Origin of the sequence: Streptomyces plumbidurans, assembly GCF_019857225.1 — a bacterium.
GTDB lineage: Bacteria > Actinomycetota > Actinomycetes > Streptomycetales > Streptomycetaceae > Streptomyces > Streptomyces plumbidurans.
This window is the reverse complement of sequence record NZ_JAFJSY010000010.1, coordinates 164,526-180,556: the sequence shown is the minus strand read 5'-3', so window position 1 is coordinate 180,556 and position 16,031 is coordinate 164,526. Positions and strand designations below refer to the sequence as shown.

The 16,031-nt window shown below is 71.4% G+C and carries 13 protein-coding genes and 1 riboswitch; of the genes, 9 read left to right on the top strand and 4 right to left on the bottom strand.

Annotation, left to right across the window (positions count from 1 at the left end):
- Positions 1–197 precede the first annotated feature (197 nt).
- On the bottom strand, positions 198–1,208 hold the full coding sequence (locus JYK17_RS09440; RefSeq protein WP_108014540.1) for a polyprenyl synthetase family protein: 1,011 nt from the start codon (positions 1,206–1,208) through the stop codon (positions 198–200).
- 675 nt (positions 1,209–1,883) lie between these two features.
- Positions 1,884–2,057, top strand: a riboswitch (cyclic di-AMP (ydaO/yuaA leader).
- A 4-nt stretch (positions 2,058–2,061) separates the two neighbouring features.
- On the opposite strand from JYK17_RS09440, the gene JYK17_RS09435 reads away from it, so the two are divergent.
- Positions 2,062–2,544: a transglycosylase SLT domain-containing protein gene (locus tag JYK17_RS09435; RefSeq protein ID WP_108014539.1), complete on the top strand. Its 483-nt coding sequence runs from the start codon at positions 2,062–2,064 to the stop codon at positions 2,542–2,544.
- Here JYK17_RS09435 and JYK17_RS09430 read toward each other — a convergent pair.
- The 3 genes from JYK17_RS09430 to JYK17_RS09420 form a co-directional block, all read right to left on the bottom strand.
- A complete protein-coding gene (locus JYK17_RS09430; protein ID WP_108014538.1) occupies positions 2,538–3,386 on the bottom strand; it encodes a Cof-type HAD-IIB family hydrolase in 849 nt (282 codons plus the stop codon). The genes JYK17_RS09435 and JYK17_RS09430 overlap by 7 nt on opposite strands.
- Positions 3,387–3,549: 163 nt before the next feature.
- A complete protein-coding gene (locus tag JYK17_RS09425) occupies positions 3,550–4,752 on the bottom strand; it encodes an FAD-dependent oxidoreductase (protein ID WP_108014537.1) in 1,203 nt (400 codons plus the stop codon).
- A gap of 68 nt (positions 4,753–4,820) precedes the next feature.
- Positions 4,821–6,089: a carboxylate--amine ligase gene (locus JYK17_RS09420; protein WP_372465033.1), complete on the bottom strand. Its 1,269-nt coding sequence runs from the start codon at positions 6,087–6,089 to the stop codon at positions 4,821–4,823.
- A 218-nt stretch (positions 6,090–6,307) separates the two neighbouring features.
- Here JYK17_RS09420 and fahA point away from each other — a divergent pair, with 218 nt between their 5' ends.
- From fahA to JYK17_RS09380, 8 genes are all read left to right on the top strand, one after another.
- Positions 6,308–7,528 (top strand): fumarylacetoacetase, encoded by a 1,221-nt coding sequence (gene fahA, locus JYK17_RS09415; protein ID WP_108014535.1) that lies wholly within the window; start codon positions 6,308–6,310, stop codon positions 7,526–7,528.
- Positions 7,529–7,957: 429 nt separating this feature from the next.
- Positions 7,958–8,899, top strand: coding sequence for a M56 family metallopeptidase (locus JYK17_RS09410; protein ID WP_108014534.1), 942 nt, complete (start codon positions 7,958–7,960; stop codon positions 8,897–8,899).
- Between the two features lie 175 nt (positions 8,900–9,074).
- Positions 9,075–9,863: a GntR family transcriptional regulator gene (locus JYK17_RS09405; protein ID WP_108014533.1), complete on the top strand. Its 789-nt coding sequence runs from the start codon at positions 9,075–9,077 to the stop codon at positions 9,861–9,863.
- A gap of 55 nt (positions 9,864–9,918) precedes the next feature.
- Positions 9,919–10,146 (top strand): 4Fe-4S dicluster domain-containing protein, encoded by a 228-nt coding sequence (locus JYK17_RS09400; RefSeq protein ID WP_016437651.1) that lies wholly within the window; start codon positions 9,919–9,921, stop codon positions 10,144–10,146.
- 16 nt (positions 10,147–10,162) lie between these two features.
- On the top strand, positions 10,163–11,509 hold the full coding sequence (locus JYK17_RS09395; RefSeq protein WP_222810169.1) for an ABC transporter substrate-binding protein: 1,347 nt from the start codon (positions 10,163–10,165) through the stop codon (positions 11,507–11,509).
- The gene (locus tag JYK17_RS09390; RefSeq protein WP_108014531.1) at positions 11,506–12,384 is read left to right on the top strand and encodes an ABC transporter permease; all 879 of its coding nucleotides are present in this window, start codon (positions 11,506–11,508) and stop codon (positions 12,382–12,384) included. The genes JYK17_RS09395 and JYK17_RS09390 overlap by 4 nt, the downstream gene beginning before the upstream one ends.
- On the top strand, positions 12,368–13,135 hold the full coding sequence (locus tag JYK17_RS09385) for an ABC transporter ATP-binding protein (RefSeq protein ID WP_222810168.1): 768 nt from the start codon (positions 12,368–12,370) through the stop codon (positions 13,133–13,135). The genes JYK17_RS09390 and JYK17_RS09385 overlap by 17 nt, the downstream gene beginning before the upstream one ends.
- Positions 13,136–13,164: 29 nt before the next feature.
- Positions 13,165–15,978 (top strand): fumarate reductase/succinate dehydrogenase flavoprotein subunit, encoded by a 2,814-nt coding sequence (locus JYK17_RS09380; RefSeq protein ID WP_108014529.1) that lies wholly within the window; start codon positions 13,165–13,167, stop codon positions 15,976–15,978.
- Positions 15,979–16,031 lie beyond the last annotated feature (53 nt).

Here is a 16,031-nt window from a genome sequence, read left to right as displayed (position 1 = left end):
GTTGTCCACCCCGAGCCGCCATTCTCACCCGAATCGGTGAGGAGTGGTGATTTCCGTGGTTTCCATCTCACCAAATCGGCCGGGAAGAAGCGTCAGACCGGGGATCCAACTCCATGTACACCTGGGGTATGACACGGGAGGGCGATGCCTCCCCCGACCCGTAGGGGTCGTAGGGAAGAAGGTCGCCCGAAGGGGCCTCAGCCGGCGCGGTGCACCACCGCGTCGCACATCTCCATCAGGGCGGCCTTGGCGTCGCACTCCCGCAGCGGTGCGAGGGCCGCGCGGGCGTCCTCCGCGTAGCGCACGGTGTCGCGACGGGCCTGCTCCAGCGCGGGGTGCGCGCGCAGACCGGCCAGTGCCTTCGCATGCAGGGCGTCGTCGCTCAGGTCGGAGTCCAGCAGGTCGCGCAGGGCGATGTCCTCGGCCAGCCCCAGCCGCGCCACCCGCTCGCGCAGGCGCAGCACGGGAAGGGTGGAGACGCCCTCGCGCAGGTCGGTGCCCGGGGTCTTGCCGGACTCGTGGGAGTCGGAGGCGATGTCCAGCACGTCGTCGGCGAGCTGGAAGGCAACCCCCAGCCGCTCGCCGTACTGCGTCAGCACGTCCACGACCGTCTCGTCGGCGCCCGACATCATCGCGCCGAAGCGGCAGGAGACCGCCACCAGCGAACCGGTCTTGCCGCCGAGGACGTCCAGGTAGTGATCGACCGGGTCGCGGCCGTCCTGGGGGCCGGCCGTCTCCAGGATCTGCCCGGTGACCAGGCGCTCGAACGCCTCGGCCTGCACCCGGACCGCCTCGGGCCCGAGGTCGGCGAGGATGTGCGAGGCGCGCGCGAACAGGAAGTCGCCGGTGAGGACCGCGACCGAGTTGCCCCAGCGGGTGTTGGCACTGTCCACACCGCGCCGTACGGCGGCCTCGTCCATCACGTCGTCGTGGTACAGCGTCGCCAGATGGGTCAGCTCCACCACCACGGCCGACGGCACGACACCCGGGGCGTAGGGGTCACCGAACTGCGCGGCGAGCATCACGAGCAGCGGGCGGAACCGCTTGCCACCGGCGCGCACCAGGTGCTGGGCGGCCTGCGTGATGAAGGGAACCTCGCTCTTGGTGGCTTCGAGCAAACCTTCCTCGACGGCCGCCAATCCGGCCTGGACATCGGCTTCCAGAGCCTGGTCCCGCACGCTCAGCCCGAACGGCCCGACGACGGTCACGAGGGGTCTCCTGTCTGCTGGTGTCTACTGGCGGTCACACGGTTTGTCGATAGGTCGCTGCCATCACTCAAGTCAGCGTATCCGGTCACCTTTCGATCACCCATGCCGCCCACCGGTCCAGCACGGGCTGTATCGGATCAGGACCGGCATGTATGTGATCGCTTGATATGAGTGGATATCTATCGACTTGCCTACGAGCGCTTCCGTGACGTCACTCCTCCAGAGGAGGGGCCGGATGGACGACCACCAGGACAACGACGAGCACCACGGACGAGGTTCCACCCCAGTGGTGGACATACCCGTGAAGTCCCTTTTGCTCCTCGATGAGGCATCTGCGCGAGGCCGAAAAGGCTGCCTTTCACCGGACTTGAGGACTGCGGATCTCACCACCGGTTGGTTGCACACGAGTTGAGCTCATTGCCCGATTTGCCGCGCTTGCGGAAGCCAGTGAGTTGGGTCACTTCCGCACACCGGCCGGCGACACCCTCGCAAATGTCGACTTTCCAGCGCCCGTACGCCAGTTGAGGATTGGCAGCCGCAAAGGATCAAGCGCCCCATAAGCACCAGACCAAGGTCAATAGGCGCTATCTGTGAATCCGGCACTTGTTCCGGACATGTGCTCTCGCATACGTTCCCGGCCTGTCGGGCGGACGCCGAATCCTGCCGCCGCCCGGAGACCACCCATCGACGAACTCACTCGCACGGCAGGAGCGGGGGAACCAGGTAAGCCGTCGCACCGGGCTTTGCACCGGGACGACCAGGGGTGAAGCCGCGTCGCCGCAGGGCGGCACGGCCGGGCAGCTCCAGCCCGAACCCGACAGCTCACCTCGCAGGCGCCGGAGAGGAACCCCGCATGTCCGCAGCCGCTCACCACCGACGTCCCAAGCGCTCCCGCCTGGTCCGCAAGCTCGCCGTCGCCGGTACCGGTGCCGCCGTTCTGGCGCTGCCGCTCATCGGCGCCACCACCGCCTCCGCGGCCACGCCCACCACGCTCACCGCGACCTCCATGGGCTACAGCGACAACCTCGACGGCTGGATCCGAGCCTCCCTGCAGGTGATGGCGCAGCACGGCATCCCCGGGTCGTACGACGGCATCTACCGCAACATCATGCGCGAGTCCTCGGGCAACCCCGCCGCCATCAACAACTGGGACTCCAACGCCGTCGCCGGCACGCCCTCCAAGGGCCTGCTGCAGGTCATCGACCCGACCTTCCTCGCCTATCACGTGCCCGGCACGGCGATGAACCCCTACGACCCGGTAGCGAACATCACCGCCGCCTGCAAGTACGCGGCCGCGCGCTACGGCTCGATCGACAACGTCTTCGGCGCCTACTGAGGCTTTGTCAGCAGCTCCCTGTGCCGGTCCGGCTCTCCGCTGAACAGTCGTTCGAGGACGACGGCGATGCCGTCGTCCTCGTTCGACAGGGTGATCTCGTCGGCCACCGCCTTGAGTTCGGGATGGGCGTTGGCCATGGCGACACCGTGCGCGGCCCAGTCGAACATCGGGATGTCGTTGGGCATGTCGCCGAAGGCGATCGTCCGCTCCGGCCCGAGTCCCAGATGTGCGGCGGCCAGGGCCAGGCCCGTCGCCTTGGTGATGCCGCATGGCTGGAGTTCGACGGTCCCGGGCCCCGACATGGTGACGGTGGCCAGCGAACCGACCACCGAACGCGCCGTCGCCGCCAACTCGTCGTCCGTCAGCGTGGAATGGCGCAGCAGCACCTTGCTGATGGGCGCGCACCACAGGTCGTCGCGCCGGTCGACCCTGACGGCCGGCAGCGTGGGGTGCGGCATCAGATAGCCCGGCTCGATGAGGGTGAGCCCCTCCACGCCGTCCTGGTCCACGGCCGCGTACACCTGGCCGACCTCCGCCTCGATCTTGCCGAGCGCGGTCTCGGCCAGCTCCCGGTCCAGCCTGACGGACCACAACAGACGGTCCGCGCCGGCGTCGTAGACCTGCGCGCCCTGTCCGCACACCGCGAGCCCCGTGCTGCCCAGGGCGTCCAGGAGCGGCCGCACCCTCGGGGCCGGCCGGCCCGTCACCACCAGGTGCCGGGCACCGGCCGCGGCCACCCGTGCGAGCGCGGCGAGGGACCGGTCGGACAGCGTGTCGTCGCCTCGGAGCAGCGTGCCGTCCAGGTCGGTGGCGATGAGTGCATATGCGGTGGGTGCGGCCATGATCAGAGAATACGGACCTGACGGGCCACCGACTCATCCCGAACCGGACGACCGCGGAGCCCACTCGGGCACCTTCCGAACTCCCCTGCCTCTGTGGGCTCTTGGGCACCTTCCGGCGCCCGTGACATCCGGGACATCCGTGACCTCCGCACGGGCCGCCCGGCTATCCGTGCGCCGCCGCCAGATGCCGGGCCAGCCGCGGCGAGGCGAACTCCGAGCCGCACACGAAGCGCATCACCGGGCCGTAGGAGGACGCGGCCGGCAGGCCCGTGAAGTACAGGCCCGGGACCGAGGAGACATAGCCCGCGCCCAGCTTGGGTGCGCCGCGGCTCACCGCCAGCCGCGTCCGCAGTTCATGGCCGAGGAAGTCCATCGCCGCGAGGTCCACCCGGTATCCGGTGGCCGCGACCACATGGTCGGCGGACAGGCTCTGGGTGCGGCCCGCGAGGGTGCGCACCGTCAGCGTCGGGCTGCCGTCGGCCGCGTCCGCCCGTACGATCCGGTCGACCTCGCTGACCTGCACCTTCCCCTCGAAGCGCTCGCGCAGCCACCAGGCGCCGAGCGGGCCGAGGACCCGGCGCACCAGATAGTGCCGGGCCTCGGCCGGGAGGTAGCGGTAGGGGTGGGGGTAGTAGCTGAGGGCCCACAGGGACCAGGCGCGGCCGAAGGGCGACTCGGGGCGCAGCTTCGGCTGCTTCCACGGCGGTGAGCCGAAGGCGACCTTGCCGCGGCCGCGGGCGACCACCCTGACCTGCGCGCCGGCCTCCGCCGCCAGGGCCGCCGTCTCCAGGGCGGACTGGCCGGCACCGACGACGATCAGTTCCTTGCCCGCGTGGCGTGTGAGGTCGTGCTCCTGGGAGCTGTGCGAGACCGGGCTGGCCGGGTCCGGTCCGTCCGGCGCGGCCGCGGCCAACTCTGCGGGCACATGCGCGAGGCCCGACAGGCCGGTCGCCACGACGACCGCGCGGGCGGTGAACAACTCGCCCGAGTCCAGCTTCAGTTCGAAGCCGCCGCCCTTGTGCCGGTCCACCGAGACCACCCGCACCTGCTCCAGTTCGGGCACGAGCTTGTCGCGGAACCACTCGCCGTAGGCGATGAAGGTCTCGACCGGGATGATGTCCTCGTCCGTCACCAGCCGCCTGATGCCCGCGTCGTCGCAGTAGTCGACGAGGTTGTGGCCCGGCTGCGGGGCGTCGATGTTGGAGGCGACAGGGGTCGACTTCAGGAGCATGCCCGCGGGCATGTGGTCGCGCCAGCTGACCATGGGGTCGCCGAAGACGCGCACCGGCATACCCCGTGCTTTGAGGTGCGCGGCGGTCGACAGGCCGAACGGCCCGGCGCCGATGACTGCAACCGGTTGCATCACGAAGTCCCTCCCCAGGACGTCACTTCGTCACTTCGCGTCCGGCTCGCACAGCTGGTCCGGTCTGCCGGTCAGTTGCTCGAACTGGTGGCGCTGCCGCGGCGGTTGGTCCGCCACAGCTGATACAGGTGCTTCGCGCCCGGTCGCACGAAGCGCGCGAGCATCGTGAGGAACGGCAGCGGGTCGTCACCCGCGAGCCAGGCCAGCTCGGTCCCGCTCGGGCGCGCCGGGGCGTGCGGCGTCGTATAGCCGCTGCGGCGGTAGGCGAGCAGGGCGGGCAGGTCGATGTTCTCCACGATGTATCGATGACCGGCCCGCTGTTCCCCCTCCGGAACGGGACGCCCGGTCAGATCCAGATGCATGGCGCGGACGACGTCCACCCCCGACTCGTTCTCGAAGAGCCGGAACTGGGCGCCCATGCGCGGATTGAAGTCGAGGAGCTTGTACTGTCCGTCGCGCCGGTCGAAGCGCAGGTCGAGGTCGATGATGCCGGTGAAGCCGATCTGCTTGATGAAACGTGCGGCGAGGTCGGCAAGTTCCGGGTTGTCGACGACGTACGCGTTCGCCGTCATGCCGGCGTGCGGCGGCCAGGAGCGCACCTTCACGCCGGTGAACATGGCGAGCGGTGTGGAGTCCTGGTCGAAGTAGGCGTGCACGATCCAGTCCTCGGCCTCCTCCCTGGGCAGGTACTCCTGCAGGATCACTCCGGGCTGCTCGCCCCAGTCGCGGGCGAGGCTCAGCAGACCCTCGCGGGTGGCGATCCTCGTCGTACCGTTCACCGCCGGCCGCTTGCGCCGCAAGAACGCCTCGCGGTTCTTGGCCACCACCGGGAAGCGGGCCTTCTCGGCGAAGACCGCGATGTCGTCGTACGACTGCGGGAACGCGGCCGTCGGGCTCGGGATGCCGTGCTCCACGCAGAGTTCGTGCAGGCCCTGCTTGCTCGCGAGGCGGCGAGGCAGGGCGCGCTCTACACGCGGGAAGAGAAAACGGCCGGAAAGTTCGTCCTGGTGCTCAGCGATCAGTACGGCCGCCTCCTCGTCGGTGGGGACGAGGACGGTGGGGCGGCCGATGCGGCGTCCGATCCGCAGCAGTCCCTCCACGAGGTGATCCGGGTGCTCCGTACCGGTGGTCGGCCAGACGAAGGCTTTCCTGAGATAGCGGGAGGAGGCGGCGGGGGTGTAGGGGTCCTCGGTGATCGCGTACATCGGCACGCCGAGGCGCCCGAGGCTGCGGATCGCGCCGACACCGCCGTGGTGCAGCGGATAGTCACCGAACTTGACGATCAGGCCCGGCACATCCCGGTCGGCCTCGAACGGCACACTGCTGGTGCTCCTGGCCACGGGTCCCCCCACGTGTCCCCCCTACGGACCGGACCCACCCCGTCCGTGTCCCCCAAAGGACGCTAAGCCGGAATTGGGGCCTCCGACAAGGAAAATCCGGACATTGCAAACTCTTTAGACACTGCCCAAGACCGGCGCCTCAGCCGTAACGTGTGGCGCGGCCACATGACGGCCCGTGACAGAACGCTCGTGACCTGGTGAGAGTGAGGCAGCACCCCATGCCCCCCTTCGATGTCCCCGAGGGCGACCCCTTCGGACCGCACAACCTTCCGTACGGCGTCTTCTCGCTCGCCGGTTCGACCCGTCCGGCCGAGCGGAGGGTCGGCGTCCGGCTCGGCGACCATGTCCTCGACGCGGGCGGCGCGGCCATGGCGCTCGGCTCGCCGTACGCCTCGCTGCTCGCGCACCCCTCGCTGAACCCGCTGCTCGCCGCGGGCCGCACCGCCTGGTCGGACGTGCGGCGCGCGCTGACGGGGTGGGTCACGGTGCCGGCGCACCAGGAGGCGATCGCGCCCTTCCTGCACCCGCTCTCCTCGGTCACGCTCCACCTCCCCTTCGAGGTCGCGGACTACGTCGACTTCTACGCGTCCGAGCACCACGCCCGCAACGTCGGCCAGATCTTCCGCCCGGACGCCGCCGACTCGCTCACCCCGAACTGGAAGCATCTGCCGATCGGCTACCACGGACGCGCCGGCACGGTCGTGGTGTCGGACACGGACGTCGTACGGCCCTCCGGACAGCGCAAGGCCCCGGCCGACGCGGCGCCCGTCTTCGGGCCGTCCGTCCGCCTGGACATCGAGGCCGAGGTCGGCTTCGTGGTGGGCGTGCCCTCGCGGCAGGGGACGCCGGTGCCGCTCGGCGACTTCCGCGACCACGTCTTCGGGCTGTGCCTGCTCAACGACTGGTCCGCACGCGACATCCAGGCCTGGGAGTACGTCCCCCTCGGCCCGTTCCTCGGCAAGTCCTTCGCGACCTCGGTGTCGGCCTGGATCACCCCGCTGGACGCACTGGAGGAGGCGCGCGTGGCGCCCCCGGAGCGCACCCATGAGCTGCTGCCCTACCTGGACGACAGCCAGGACGAACCCGGCGGCTACGACCTGCGCATCACCGTCGCCCTCAACGGCCACGTCATCTCCGAGCCCCCCTTCTCCGGCATGTACTGGACGGCCGCGCAGCAGCTCGCCCACATGACGGTGAACGGCGCCTCCCTGCGCACCGGCGACCTCTACGCCTCGGGCACCGTCAGCGGCCCGGAGCTCTCCCAGCGCGGGTCGCTCCTGGAACTGACCTGGAACGGCCGCGACCCCCTGGAACTCCCCGACGGCAAGCGCGCGTTCCTGGAGGACGGCGACGTGGTGACCCTCTCGGCCTGGGCGCCGGGGCCGGGCGGGGTGCGGGTGGGGCTGGGTGAGGTGAGGGGGCGGATTGTGGGGCGGTGAGGGGGGCACTTAAAGAGGGGGGCGCACTTAAAGGGGTGTGGGGTTGCGGGCCGAGGGGGGTGCAGGCTGAGGGGGCCTGCGCTGAGGGGGTGCAGGCTGAGGGGGCCTGCGCTGAGGGGGTGCAGGCTGAGGGGGCCTGCGCTGAGGGGGTGCAGGCTGAGGGGGCGGGCTGAGGCGGGGTGCGGTTCACGCCCGCGCGCAGCGCACCCCGCCCCGCTCACCTCCGCGCGCAGCACCCCCGGCTCACGCCCGCGCGCGGGCAAGCGCGTTGGGGCGGGCAGGAGTTGCAGGGTGTGACCGGCGCCGCACGGGACGTACGGGGTGGTCGTCGTCCCCTGACTCCGGGGCCGTTCGCCGTCATACTGGCGTCCGGCGCCTCGTGCGCCGAGCCGCACCGCCTTCCTCCGACCGAGATCCGGAGACCGTGGCATGACCGTCGTCCTGCTCCTGCTGAGCGTCGTCGCCCTGATGGCCGCTGTGCCCGTCCCGCGTGCGCTGGTACGGGCGGCGTGGCCGGAACGCGAGCCCGTCGTCGCGTTGTGGGTGTGGCAGTGCCTGGTCGCCACCGTTCTGCTCTGTTGTCTGACGGCGCTCGTGCTCGGTGCGGCCGCCGTCTTCCACACCTTCCGCGACCATGTCTTCGCCCCGGCGCCCCCGGCCGTGACCGCCGCGTACGACCTCACCGCCGCCCCGGCCTGGGCCGACGCCCTCACCCTGCTGCTGGCCTGCGGTGCCGCCTGGACGACGGCGATGCTCGCCCGCGAACTCGTCGAGGCGCGCCGCAGCCGCGGCCAGACCCGGGCGCACCTGCGCGAACGCGCCCCCGAACTGCCCGCCGGGCTGGAGGCGGCGGCGCGCGGCCCGCTGCTGGTGCTGGAGGACGAGTACCCCGACGCCTGGTGGATGCCCGGCCATCCGCCCCAGCTGGTCGTCACGACGGGTGCACTGCACCGCCTCACCGACCACCAGCTCGACGCCGTCCTCACCCATGAGCGCGACCACGCCCGCGCCCACCACGACTGGCTGCTGCATCTGTCGAGCGCCCTGGCCACGGGCTTTCCCCGGGTGCCGCTGTTCGCCCACTTCTGCGAGCAGACGCACCGGCTGGTGGAGCTGGCCGCGGACGACACGGCCTCTCGCCGCTGCGGTCACCTCACCACCGCGCTCGCGCTGATCGAGCTGAACCAGCACCGCGGAGTACTGTCCTGCGCCTCCAGTCACCGGCTGCTGGGCGAGCGGGTGGACCGTCTGCTCCAGCCCCCGCCACGGCTCGGCCGCCGGCATCGGGCCCTGACGTCGACGGTCGCCGCGCTGGTGCCCTTGCTGCCGCTGCTGATCACCTTCGCACCGGGACTGACCGCGCTGAGCTGAGCACCCGGCGGCCGTGGCGCCGAGGTTGCGACACGGACGTTGCGCCACGGACGTTGTGGCAGATCTTACATCCGCACCACTGTTTCCCCAGGTCAACGCCGTGTCTGACGCCACGGCAAGTGGCGCAACACCGCTGCAACACTCCCTTCCCTACCAACTCGGTATGGTTCAAAACATGCCATCCAGCGACCGCCTCCGGGACCACGCCGGCCAGGGCGCGACCACCGTCGCCGCCCACCGCGCGCGGCGCCGGCTGCGCGCCGACCAGGCCCGGCAGCTCGCCGATCTGCTCCGCCACCAGCTCCTGGCCGGAGGCTTCCCGGACGGCACGCTCCCCCACGAGACGACTCTCGCCACGGACTACCGCGCGACCCGCAACACCGTCCGTCAGGCCCTTGACCTGCTCCGGGCCGAAGGCCTCGTGGACCGCCTGCCCGGCGTCGGCACGGTGGTCGTCGCCCAGAAGTACCCGCACGGCCTCGACCGTCTGATGGGCCTCGCCGAGACCCTGCGCGAGCACGGCCGGGTCACCAACGAGGTCCGCACCGTGGGTCCCGCCCCGGCACCCGCCCCGGTCGCCGAGCGGCTGCAGGTGAAGCCCGGCACGGACGTCCTCTACATCGAACGCCTGCGCCGCCTGAGCGGCCTCCCCCTCTCCCTCGACCTCACCTACATCCCGCTCGACATCGGCACCGCCCTGCTCGGCGCCGACCTGGAGAACACCGACGTCTTCCGCCTCCTGGAGACGATCACCGGGCAGCGCCTGGGCCACGCCGCGATCACGCTGGAGGCGGTCAACGCGGACACCCACTCCGCCGCCGTGCTCGAAGCCCCGCACGGCGCGGCCGTCCTCATGCTGGAACGCCTCACCCATCTCGCCGACGGCCGCCCCGTCGACCTGGAGTTCATCCGCTTCCGCGGCGACCGCATCACGATGAGCGGCCTCCTGCACCGCTCCGCCTGACACCACCCCTTTCCCCCGAGTCGACCCACCGAGTCCGACCTCCCTGGAGACAGCCATGCCTTTGGCGCCCCAGCGGGCCGACGTGCCCGTGACCATCGACGAGTCGAAGTGCATCGACGGCTGCACGCTCTGCGTGGACATGTGCCCGCTGGACTCCCTCGCCATCGACGACAGCAGCGGCAAGGCCTACATGCACGTCGACGAGTGCTGGTACTGCGGTCCGTGCGCGGCCCGCTGTCCCACCGGAGCCGTGACGGTCAACATGCCCTACCTGCTCCGGTGAGAGGTCCCGAACTCCCATGAAACGCAAGGCAATCGCCGCATCCGCCGCCCTTCTTCTGCTGCCGCTGTCCGCCTGCGGCGGCAGCGCCGAGGCGGGCGACGGCAAGACGGTCACCATCACCGTCGGCTATCAGTCCAAGACCATCAACACGGTCACCGCGGGCACTCTTCTGCGCTCCCTCGGCTACTTCGAGAAGAACCTCGACGCCCTCCACGACGGCCACATCTACAAGGTCGACTGGCAGGACTACGCCACGGGCGCCCCCATCACCGCCCAGATGACCGCCGGGAAGATCGACATCGGTTCGATGGGCGACTTCCCGCTGCTCCTCAACGCGGCCCGGGGCAAGCAGCTGAGCAAGCCCACCCGGCTGGTCTCCGTCACCGGCTACAACCTCCGCGGCGGTCTCAACACCGTCGTCACCTCCCCCTCCTCCAAGCTGTCCTCCCTCACCGACCTCAAGGGCAAGAAGGTCTCCACCAGCGTCGGCTCCGCCGCCGACGGCACGCTCGTACGGGCCCTGCAGCGGGCCGGCATCGATCCCGAGAAGGGCATCGAGAAGCTCAACCAGCAGCCTGCCGTGGGCGCTTCGGCCCTGTCGGCGGGCAGCGCGGACGCCCTGTCGCAGTTCGTCGCCTGGCCCGGCCTGCTCGCCTACCAGGGCCGGGCGAAGGCCCTGTACGACGGCGCCCGGCTGAACCTGGCCACCTTCCACGGCGTCACCGCCCGCCAGGACTTCGCACAGCGACGCCCCGCAGTACTGGAGGCCTTCCTCAAGGCCCAGGCGCAGGCCACCGACTATCTCGACACCCACCCCGTCGCCGCCGCCGAGAAGGTCGCGAAGGCCACCGAACTCCCCGCCGAGGCCGTCTACCTCTACAACGGCGCCCACGGCATCTCCACCTTCGACCCGGCGATCAAGCCGCAGCTCGTCTCCGCGCTGAAGCAGGACGTCTCGGTCCTGAAGGCCGAGAAGCTGACCGGTGACATCGACGTGGACTCCTTCGTCGACGACACGTACGTCAAGAAGGCACTCGGCGCCGACTACGCCAAACATCTCGCCTCCACGCCGCCGGCGGCCGCCGGCGAGGTGTGGCCCAAGGGCGCCCAGAAGACGATCCAGTTCAAGTCGGCCACCGAGCTGCTGGCTTACGTCGCCGGGCACAAGAACGGCATCCGCGCCGCCTATGTCCCCGACGCCACCACCGGCACCCTCTGGTTCGCCGACAAGGCCGTCTGGGTGGCCGACGGCGACCGGCTGCTGCTGCCCTTCGTCACACCGGAGACCGCGAAGGCGTACGTCACCGCGCACGGCGGTGCCCGCGTCATCACGTACGCCGACGCACTGGGGAGGGCGTCATGACCCGGCGGCCGCTTGCACGGTATGCGCTCAGGACCCTCTCCCTGGCCGCCGCCCTCGGCCTGTGGCAGCTGCTGACCAGCCTGAACGTCGACCTGTGGCTGCGCTTCTCGCAGTTCCCCACGGTCGCGGACGTGGCCCGCACCTTCGCCGACCGGCTGTCGGGCCCCGACTACTGGACAGACCTCACCGACAGCCTGACCCGCATCCTCACCGGCTTTCTGCTCGCCGCCGTACTGGGTGTGGCGACGGGCGTTCTCGTAGCGCGCTCCCGCCTCGCCGAGGACCTGCTCGGCCCGGTCCTGGAAGTCGTCCGCCCGATCCCCGCGATCGCCCTGGTCCCGGTCGCCATCCTCCTGTTCCCCTCCAACGAACAGGGCATCGTCTTCATCACCTTCACCGCCGCCTTCTTCCCGGTCCTGGTCTCCACCCGGCACGCGGTCCGCGCCCTGACCCCGGTGTGGGAGGAGGCGGTCCGCACGATGGGCGGCGGCCGATGGCGCATCCTCGGCTCGGTCGTCCTGCCGGGCGCACTGCCCGGCATCTTCGGCGGCCTGTCGGTCGGCATCGGCGTCTCGTGGATCTGCGTCATCTCCGCCGAGATGATCTCCGGCCAGTACGGCGTCGGCTACCGCACCTGGCAGGACTACACCGTCGTCAACTACGCGGGTGTCCTGGTCGGCATGGTCACCATCGGCGTGCTCGGCTGGGTCACCTCCACGGCGGTGGAACTCCTCGGCCGCCGTCTGACCCGCTGGCTGCCACGCACCTCGTACGTCCCCGCCGCCCGGCCCGTGCGGCGCGTGCGCGACACGGGGGCCGCAGTGCCGGCGAAGCCCACGACCAAGGAGGACGCGCCCCATGACCAGCTCGTCTGACGTCCGCCCGGTCTCCCGCACCGGGGCGGGACTCTCGCTGCACGGCGCCGTCCTCGGCAGGCCCGGCGCGCCGGTGCTCGACGCGGTGGACCTGGACGTGGCCCCCGGCGAGATCCTCACCGTCGTCGGCCCCTCCGGATGCGGCAAGTCGACCCTGCTGCGCACGCTCGCCGGACTGCTGTCGCCCCTCGGCGGCCGGGCAGGCCAGGACGGCAGCCCGCTGACGGGCCCCTCGGCCGACCGCGCCCTGATCTTCCAGGAGGACGCCCTCCTGCCGTGGCGCACCCTGCGCGCCAACGTCGAACTGCCGCTCGCCATCCGGGGGTTGCCGCGTGCCGAACGTCGCGCCCAGGCCGAGTCCTGGCTCGACCGGGTCGGACTCGCCGACCACGCACGGCAGTTGCCGCACCGCGTCTCCGGCGGACAGCGCCAGCGCGCCCAGCTGGCCAGGGCGCTGGCCAGCGCTCCCCGCGCCGTCCTCATGGACGAACCCTTCGGCGCCCTCGACGCCCAGACCCGCGCCGGCATGCAGGACCTGCTGGTGGAGGTCCTGCACGGCACCGGCGCGACCGTCGTCTTCGTCACCCACGACGTCGACGAGGCCCTCTTCCTCGGCGACCGCGTGGCGCTCCTCGGCAACGGCCGGCTGACCGCCGTACGCGACGTGCCGCGCCCGCGCGACCGCACGGCGCACGACGATCCCGCGCGCGTGGCGCTGCGGCGCGACGTCCTCTCCTCGCTCGGTACCTGAAAGGCACCCCGGAACCGAAGGGCACCCCGGTGACCACCCCCGTGAACACCCCCCTGCAGATCCCCGCGCTCACCGACGCCGAGGAGATCCGCTGCGACGTCCTCGTCGTCGGCGGCGGCACCGCCGGCACCATGGCCGCACTGACCGCCGCCGAGCACGGCGCGAACGTGCTCCTTCTGGAGAAGGCCCATGTCCGGCACTCCGGCGCGCTCGCCATGGGCATGGACGGCGTCAACAACGCGGTGATCCCCGGCCGCGCCGAGCCCGACGACTACGTCGCCGAGATCACCCGCGCCAACGACGGCATCGTCGACCAGTCCACCGTCCGCCAGACCGCCACCCGCGGCTTCGCCATGGTGCAGCGCCTGGAGTCGTACGGCGTGAAGTTCGAGAAGGACGAGCACGGCGACTACGCGGTCCGCCAGGTGCACCGCTCCGGCTCCTATGTGCTGCCGATGCCGGAGGGCAAGGACGTCAAGAAGGTGCTGTACCGGCAGCTGCGGCGGCGCGAGATGCGCGAGCGGATCCGCATCGAGAACCGCGTGATGCCCGTACGGGTGCTGACCGCCGGGGGGCGGGCGGTGGGAGCGGTGGGCTTCAACACGCGCACCGGCGCGTTCGTCACCGTCCGCGCCGGCGCCGTGATCCTCGCGACCGGCGCCTGCGGCCGCCTCGGCCTGCCCGCGTCCGGCTACCTGTACGGCACGTACGAGAACCCCACCAACGCGGGCGACGGCTACGCGATGGCCTACCACGCGGGCGCCGAGCTGACCGGCATCGAGTGCTTCCAGATCAACCCGCTGATCAAGGACTACAACGGCCCCGCCTGCGCCTACGTCGCCAACCCCTTCGGCGGCTACCAGGTCAACCGGCACGGCGAGCGCTTCGTCGACTCCGACTACTGGTCGGGCCAGATGATGGCCGAGTTCGCGGCGGAGGTGGCGAGCGACCGCGGACCGGTCTATCTGAAGCTGAGCCATCTGCCGGAGGAGTCGGTCTCCGCGCTGGAGTCGATCCTCCACTCGACCGAACGCCCCACCCGCGGCACCTTCCACGCGGGCCGCGGCCACGACTACCGCACGCACGACGTCGAGATGCACATCTCCGAGATCGGCCTGTGCGGCGGCCACTCCGCCTCCGGCGTCCGGGTCGACGACCACGCCCGCACGACCGTCCCCGGTCTGTACGCCGCCGGCGACCTGGCGTGCGTGCCGCACAACTACATGATCGGCGCATTCGTCTTCGGCGACCTGGCGGGGGCGGACGCCACCCAGTACCAGCCCTACGAGGGCGAGTTGCCGAAGGAGCAGCTGCGCGCGGCGCACGAGCTGATCTACCGCCCGCTGCGCAACCCGGACGGCCCGCCGCAGACCCAGGTCGAGTACAAGCTGCGCCGCTTCGTGAACGACTACGTGGCCCCGCCGAAGTCGGGCGCCCGGCTGTCCCTGGCCCTGGAGGCCTTCGAGCGGATGCACGACGACATCGCGGCGATGGGCGCGCGCACCCCGCACGAGCTGATGCGCTGCGCCGAGGTCTCCTTCATCCGGGACTGCGCGGAGATGGCCGCGCGTGCCTCCCTGGCCCGCACGGAGTCCCGCTGGGGCCTCTACCACGACCGTCTCGACCACCCCCATCGCGACGACACGTCCTGGTTCCACCACCTCGATCTGCACAAGTCCCCCTCCGGTTCGATGGAGTTCACGGCTCGTCCCGTGGCCCCGTACCTCGTCCCCGTCGACGAGTTCACTCCTGTCGGCGGTCCTTCCCGTCACCTCGGCGAGGTCCACGCCGAGGACGTCGCCACGGCCGGCTCGCGCGACGTGGCCCCGGTGGCGTCCGGGGCGCCCGTCGCGACGACTGTCGTGACGCCCGTCGTGACGCCTGTCGCGACCGGTGCCGCGAGCGCCGAGCCCTCGTTCCCGGACCCCGGCCAGGCCTCGGCCCGTCTTCTGGAGCTCGTCGCCCTCGCCGAGGAGGAACCCGAACTCGCCGCCCTACGGCCGTACTTGGCCGACCCCGCACCCGCCGTCCGCCGTGAGGCCGTCGCCGTCCTCACCGAGACGGTGCCGCCGGGCACGGGCCCCGCCCTCGCCGAGGCCCTCCGCGACAGCGCCGCCGAGGTGAGGGCCGCGGCCGCCGCGTCCCTGCGCGAACTCGTCGAGACGCTGCCCGCCGAACCCGCCCTGCGCGACGGCCTCGCCGCCGCGCTCGCCGAACCCGACCCCGTGGTCCGCGCCGCCTCGCTCGACGTGCTGCGTGCTCTGCGCCTGGGTGACGCAGCGCTGTTCACCGGAGCGCTGACGGACACCGACATCCCCGTCCGCATCGAGGCCGTCCGCGCGCTCGTCTCCGTGGACGCCGCCCCGGAACTGGCCCGGGCCGCCACCACCGATCCCTCCCGCGAGGTCCGCGTCACCGTCGCCAAGGCCCTGGCGACGGTGTGGGCGGGCCGCGCCGCGGCCGCTCCGGGCGACCCCGATGCCGTGCTCACCGCCCTGGCCGACCTCACCCGCGACCCCGACGCCCTGGTCCGGGGCGCCGCCTACGAATCCCTGGGCACCACCGGCTGCCCGGCACCGCTCGCCACACGCGCCGTGACCGCCCTGTCCGACCCCGCCTGGCAGGTGAGATCGGGCGCCGCGACCGCACTGTCCACCGCCGACCCCCACATCGCCGTCCCCGCCCTGGCTAAGGCCGCCGCCGACCCGAACGCCGACGTACGCAAGGCAGCCGTACTCGCCCTCACCCACCACACCACCACCGCCGCCACCCGAGCCGCCCTGGCCACAGCCACCACGGACCCGGACGCAGACGTCAGGGCGTACGCGACCCGGGCGCTGTGAGGGCGCTCGCCGCTGGGGCCGGGGCTGAGCGGGACCATGACGGCAACCTCCGC

Coding starts and splice junctions, on each gene's coding strand:
- JYK17_RS09385 (WP_222810168.1), top strand. CDS start 12,368: ATGACCAGCTCGTCTGACGTCCGCCCGGTCTCCCGCACCGGGGCGGGA.
- JYK17_RS09390 (WP_108014531.1), top strand. CDS start 11,506: ATGACCCGGCGGCCGCTTGCACGGTATGCGCTCAGGACCCTCTCCCTG.
- fahA (WP_108014535.1), top strand. CDS start 6,308: ATGCCCCCCTTCGATGTCCCCGAGGGCGACCCCTTCGGACCGCACAAC.
- JYK17_RS09400 (WP_016437651.1), top strand. CDS start 9,919: ATGCCTTTGGCGCCCCAGCGGGCCGACGTGCCCGTGACCATCGACGAG.
- JYK17_RS09410 (WP_108014534.1), top strand. CDS start 7,958: ATGACCGTCGTCCTGCTCCTGCTGAGCGTCGTCGCCCTGATGGCCGCT.
- JYK17_RS09395 (WP_222810169.1), top strand. CDS start 10,163: ATGAAACGCAAGGCAATCGCCGCATCCGCCGCCCTTCTTCTGCTGCCG.
- JYK17_RS09430 (WP_108014538.1), bottom strand. CDS start 3,386: ATGGCCGCACCCACCGCATATGCACTCATCGCCACCGACCTGGACGGC.
- JYK17_RS09435 (WP_108014539.1), top strand. CDS start 2,062: ATGTCCGCAGCCGCTCACCACCGACGTCCCAAGCGCTCCCGCCTGGTC.
- JYK17_RS09405 (WP_108014533.1), top strand. CDS start 9,075: ATGCCATCCAGCGACCGCCTCCGGGACCACGCCGGCCAGGGCGCGACC.